Annotated in this window: 3 protein-coding genes; 1 reads left to right on the top strand and 2 read right to left on the bottom strand. The window is 62.1% G+C overall.

Going from position 1 to position 5,590, the window contains the following annotated elements; translation table 11 throughout:
* Positions 1-351 precede the first annotated feature (351 nt).
* Positions 352-723: a hypothetical protein gene (locus FS320_RS36605; RefSeq protein ID WP_152717240.1), complete on the bottom strand. Its 372-nt coding sequence runs from the start codon at positions 721-723 to the stop codon at positions 352-354.
* Positions 724-2,117: 1,394 nt separating this feature from the next.
* Between FS320_RS36605 and FS320_RS36600 the strand changes: the two genes are divergently transcribed.
* Complete coding sequence (locus FS320_RS36600; RefSeq protein WP_152717239.1) at positions 2,118-5,156, top strand: AfsR/SARP family transcriptional regulator; 3,039 nt, start codon at positions 2,118-2,120, stop codon at positions 5,154-5,156.
* Between the two features lie 30 nt (positions 5,157-5,186).
* Here the strand turns inward: FS320_RS36600 and FS320_RS36595 are convergent, their stop codons facing one another.
* A complete protein-coding gene (locus FS320_RS36595) occupies positions 5,187-5,435 on the bottom strand; it encodes an NUDIX hydrolase (protein WP_152717238.1) in 249 nt (82 codons plus the stop codon).
* Between the last annotated feature and the right edge of the window lie 155 nt (positions 5,436-5,590).

Genomic DNA, 5,590 nt, shown 5'->3' with positions numbered 1-5,590 from the left:
ATAGAGACAAGTATCCATAGCGGGGCTCCTCAACCGTTGCACACCCCGCATCCGCCTCATCAATCTTCACGAAAGCTATTCCAAATCAAGCACTTGAAGCGAGTAATAAAATTGCTCACCAGCCTCTTACCCGAATGCGACATGCACTCTGTTGACGGTACCCGGCTGCACGCGCCCGTGCATTGGGTGCAAGTCTCCGGCATGGCTCGGCCATGAGATTATACGGGGTCGCGCAGATCCGCCTCCGGGGTGGGGCGCTGGTCATCAAGCCTTGTCGAGCGTGCGCCGTTGCACACAAATCCGTCAGGATCGACAGGGAACTCAGATCGGATCGCCAACTCAGGTGGAGCCTCAAGTCCTAAGGCAGACAAATTCAAACCGAGAGTGCAGCGGGGTCAACTCTTCGCCTCGGACCAAGCGGCAGTTCGGATGGCGTTTGTCGACGAAGCGATTGGCCGCCGACGCATAGCGGATTGTGGCCAGAGACGGCGCCAAACCATCGGATGAGGATGGGTTGCTGCAGAGGCTGCCCGCCGCCTGATTGACCGCACTTGCCGCAATGAGCACCGAACCGCCCTCAGGCGCCGGCTTCTCATAGGTGGCATAAGTCAGGCAGCCCACATTGACCACGTCGGTGCTCCCCTTGGGCAGGTGAGCAAATTCCTCAATCGACGCGAGGCTCGAACATCCGGCCAAGCCGAAAGCAACGAGTGGAAGGGACAATAATCGAAAGATCATAACAAACGCTCAAGGTTGGCGAAGCCATTAGGTTGGCGAAGCCATTAGCCGCTACGGCGGGCGAATGCCTTTGTATCCGGTTTAAGGTTTCCTTTACCACTCCCAAAAAAGGCTGATGTGGGGAGTCCGACTTTGGTACAGTCCGGCTCCGCGGCTTTCCTGCCACGTGTGGCGCCAGGGCTGTCTAGGCCAGTCTGTTGTGCGGAAATCTGGCGATCGGCTCTCTTGTCACGAAGAGGGGTGTCCCCGCGCCAGCCGTCGATCGCATCCTCACTCCGGCAACTCCTCTTCGCTCATCGTGCGCGCGGCTTGTCCAAGGGGCATCGGGATGATCCGGGCTGGCGTGATCGTCTCAGACTCTTAGCCGAGGAGGATCACACTGGAGGTTTAAGCGTCAGTCCCATCATTCTGAGTCTGGTTGACCCCGAGGCTGAACGGGAGGGAAGGGGTCGGGTCTGCTTGGGCGAGCTGGTTTGCCGACGGACACGCCAACCGAGGGAACGGGATGATCTGACACGAGACTTGGCTTGCCGTTTCAAGGGCTCGAACGGGGAAGGTGAGCGGCTGATTGGTCCCAAACTCACTCAAGTAGGCCGCCAAACCATCGCTGATGTCCATTCAAGTCTCCTCCCGCCTGCAGGGTTTGTAACACGGAAATCTGGGCAGAGGCCAACGGGCTGATGTCTGCTGGCGGAGCTGCCGGACTCGACAGCTCCGCCATCGGTTGGATCATAGCGGACGCGGTTCAGTCATGCCCGGCCTCACACGAAGGCTCGAATCCTGGGTGATCGACCTCGCGCGCAGTCCTCTCTGCGTCCTGCGCCGAGGACACGTCTTAGGACGGAAGCAACTCTGTTAGCGCGTTTGTGGCTCGATGAAGGGTGGTGACACCCTCGAACTGGCCCCGATCTTTGTGGGTGTTCGCTGGTGTGGTCTCGAGCATGATCGGGACCACAACGCGGCGCTGAACATTGCCCGTCTCGGATGCGAGACGCCGGGCCTGAAGGGGCCCGGAAGCCCCAGGGTTTAGCCCGAGGAGGCATCACCTGATTATGATGAGGCTGAGCGGGCAGGCCTAATGGCGACAGCTTTCCTTCAAATCCGGCACGAGGAGAGAGGCAGTTATTATCGAAATTATATATCAAAGATAATATAGTTATATCTATCGTGGGATGGTTGCCACTAGGATAGTTGCCACAACGAACTCTGGTAGATACAAGCTTGCCCCTACCAGGCCGCAGCGTGTAGCCTCCTAATGTCACGCTTATGATTTGCAGCTGGGTTTGATCTCGTCGGGACAGGGAACAATGTAGAGCAATAAGAATTTGAATGAAATCTCCTCCATCGATGCGGTTCCCGATCAGAGTATTTGAAAAATCTTGGTCTCTTCTGCCCTTCCCAGCAAGCTTGTCCCGCCTGAACCTTACGGCCTAGTCTCGCGGCATCGCCTTTTCAATGAGATCCGGCAGGCGCCGCCACGCAGTCTTATCTGGATTGCGGCGCCTCCGGGAGCCGGCAAGTCCTCCACAGCTGCGACCTGGCTGCACGCGGGCGTCGGTTCGGCGCACCAGCGGCATGGGATCTGGTACCGCCTGGACGAGATGGACGCCAATCCGTGTTTGTTCTTTCAGTCCCTCAAGCGTTCGATTGCCCGTCTGCCGGGCGCGCCTGTCGATGCACTCCCCGATCTTACCCCGGAGGCTCTCCCGGGCCTGCACGAGTTTGCCGAGAACTGGTTCGAGGAGTTGCTGCGCGACGAGGGGCGGCCTCCATATCTGTTCGTCTTTGATGATGTCCACCGCCTACCGTCGGAGGCTGCTCCACTTGGTATCCTGCCGATCCTGGCAGGACAGCTGCGTGCTGATGATCAGGTGCTTTGCCTGTCGCGGCAGGATCCGTCCGAGAGCGTTCTCGCGACCCTGCCGCCGTCACGCCTGATCCAGATTTTGGACCTGCGTGTCCAGATAGATGAGTTTGAGGATTTCAAACGCGACCTTGGGTCCTCGGAAGAATTGACCCGGAGCGCCTTTGTGGCCCGGTTACGGCAGTCTGGTCACTGGATCGCCGATCTGGTGGTCGCGTCATCGTCCCGGCTGCCGTTAAGACAACTGTCGGCGCTTCCTCCGTCCGCGTTCACGCAGTTCTTCTCCAGTTACAGCGAGGCCGAGCGGCAAGGCCTGTTGGCGACGGCGTTCCTGCAGGCTGGCCATGAGGAGGAATGGGGCGCGCTTGGTGGCGCGGACGCGGTTGCAGCTGTCATGCGCCTGGCCGAAGAGCGCAGCTTGCTGACGCGGCTTGTGAACGGTGCGTTGCGCAAGCATGATCTATTCTTTGAGTGGCTCAAGGCCGCAGCCGAGGCCACTCTGGCTCCCGGAGATCTGCAGAAGGCTCGCCTGCACACCGGCCGATTGCTCCTTGGGCGGGGCGAGCTTCTGACAGGCGCCCGGTTGCTGCTTGAGGCCAGCGCACACGAGGAGGTAGAGATCCTGGTGCGCGATCAGGCGCAGGATCTCATTGGCGCGGGCCAAAACCGTGAGCTGCTCCAGCTCATTACCATGCTGCCCGAGCGCACGCAGGCTGAGCCGGCGATACGGATCTCGCAGGCCTATGCCCGCCTGCCCTTCGAACCTCAGGCGGCTCGGGCGGATTTCGCTGGGCTCTGGCGCAGCCTCGATCCCGCAGCTGAGGCCTCCCTGTATGTGCAGGCCGTGTACGGTGAGGTCAGAGCAGCCCTGGCGGACTGGTCGTTGGACACGCGGCTGATGGCGCTCGTTGCGGAGACCCGGCCCGCTCTCGATCTGGTGCGCGAGGCCCCTGAGCCGGTTCGGCATCAGTTGGCGGTCGGACGCGCTTTGGCGATGCTCCTTGGGGAGCCGACGCATCCCGACGTGCCCAGCGCCCACGCTGAACTGGAGCAGGCCTTGCCACTCCTGCCGCCAACCATCCAGCTCTCAACCGGCAGCCTGCTGGCGAACTACTTCTTATGGTGGCGCGGCGATCTCGAGGCCGGCCGGTTTCAGGTCGATGCCCTGCGACCACTGGTCGGGCGCGCCGACATTCCGCCACTGGCGACATTGAGCTGGTATTATGCTGCCGCGGCGGTGGCCTTCCGTGATGGGAACGGCGAGGCCCTGCGGCGTCTCGCCGACGAGGCCAAGGCCTTCGCGCACCAATGGGGCATCAGCCATCGGCTCTCGACGATTGCGTGGGTGCTCGCTCAAGCCTTTGCTGCCGAGGGCAGCCACGCCGATGCGAGGGGCGCTCTTCACCAGTACGAGCGCATTGTCGGATACAGCCGTGGGGCCAATATTCCGGGGCCTCACATGCTGAGGGCCGCCGTGGCCCTGAGCGCGGGCGATCATGATCAGGCGATCGCCGAAGCCCATCAGGCGCTGAGCATCGCCCTAAAGAGTGGCGCATCCCAGGAGATCGGGAACCAGACATTTCTCTTGGGCATGGCGCAGGCCGCGGTCGGGGACGAGGCCGCGCGGGTGTCCATCGCAGAGCTGCGGGAGCTGGCCACGCGGGCACGCAATGCGGTGTTTGCCCTGCATGCCGATTTGGCAGACGCCTTCCTTGCGCATACCCAGGGACGCATGAGCGAGTTCGTTCAGCTTTGGGCGCGCATGGGGCAAGCCGCCTGCAGGCTGCGGTTCCGCCAGATCACTGGCATGAACCGGCCTTATCTCGGCCGTCTTGCCAATGACGCTCTCAGCCATGGCGCCGATGTCCGGATCACACGAGATGTCATCGAACTCTGGCGGCTGGCGCCGCCCGATAATGGTTCTGTCGACGAGCGGTGGCCTTATCCGGTGGAATTTTACTGTCTTGGCGGCTTTGCCATCCATCTCCGCGGGGACAAGATCAGAGCTGGGCAGGGCAAGGCCCAACGCAAGCCGCTTGAGCTGCTCTGGCTGTTGATCATTGCCGATGAGCGAGGTGTGTCGCAGGACCTGCTGGCGGACCAGCTCTGGCCGGAGCTGGATGGCGATCGTGCCATGCACACCCTGCGCACGACAGTGTATCGTCTGCGCAAGCTGATTGGCGCCGAGGCGATCCTGCAGGAGGACGACCACGTTCGGCTGAACACAACCATTGTCCGGACGGATTTTGGACGATTGCGCACCGCGTTGTCACGCCTGAACGACCCTCGATTGCCTCAAGCCGAGCGAGGGGTGGCCTTTGACCAGGTGTTGCGGCTCTACCGGGGGCCTCTTCTGCCGGGCATTTCTCTCGACAGTGTGATCGAGGAGCGAGAACGACTTGCGGGCGCCCTGGTAAGCAAGGCCTTGGGCTTCCTGATGACGCTTGATCCCGCCGATCCCATCACGGCTGTGCGGGTGCACCGTCTGCGCACCGCCGCGCCGGACATGAAGCTCCCACCGGCCATCGCCCGCCTGTGGTCGGTGGAGGCATGATGGGCCGCAGCCTGTTGCCAACTGCCTGGCTCAGGGGTGAAGCCGCGCCAGAAGATCCGCCGGCAGGGATTTCGCGGCGGCTCGAGCGTGCACAGCCAGAAGGGTGGCAACGCTCGCAGCGTCACTGATTGTTCCGTCAAGGGCGGCGGCCACGGCTTCGCGGAAGGGCAAGCGGCGGATCGCCAAATCTTCCTGAGGGTCGGGCTCCGCCGTTCCCTGCTCCAGGTCCCAGGCCACGAAGCAGGGTGCGAGTTCGTCGGTAATGCCGGGCGACACCATCAGGCGGAGGACCTCAAGCCATTGTCCGGCGCGCGTTCGCAGGCGTTGTTGGTTGCCTCAACCAATCCGGGCCAGTGGGCGAAGGTCAGAAGCTGATCGCGAGCGCGCCGGACCTTGCTCTGAAGGGCGCGGGCGAGATCACAGGAGGTCGGCGC

The sequence above is a fragment of the Microvirga tunisiensis genome, assembly GCF_009296175.1.
Lineage (GTDB): Bacteria > Pseudomonadota > Alphaproteobacteria > Rhizobiales > Beijerinckiaceae > Microvirga > Microvirga tunisiensis.
Note: the sequence above shows the minus strand (reverse complement) of the source record. Positions and strands in the feature narration are given on the sequence as shown.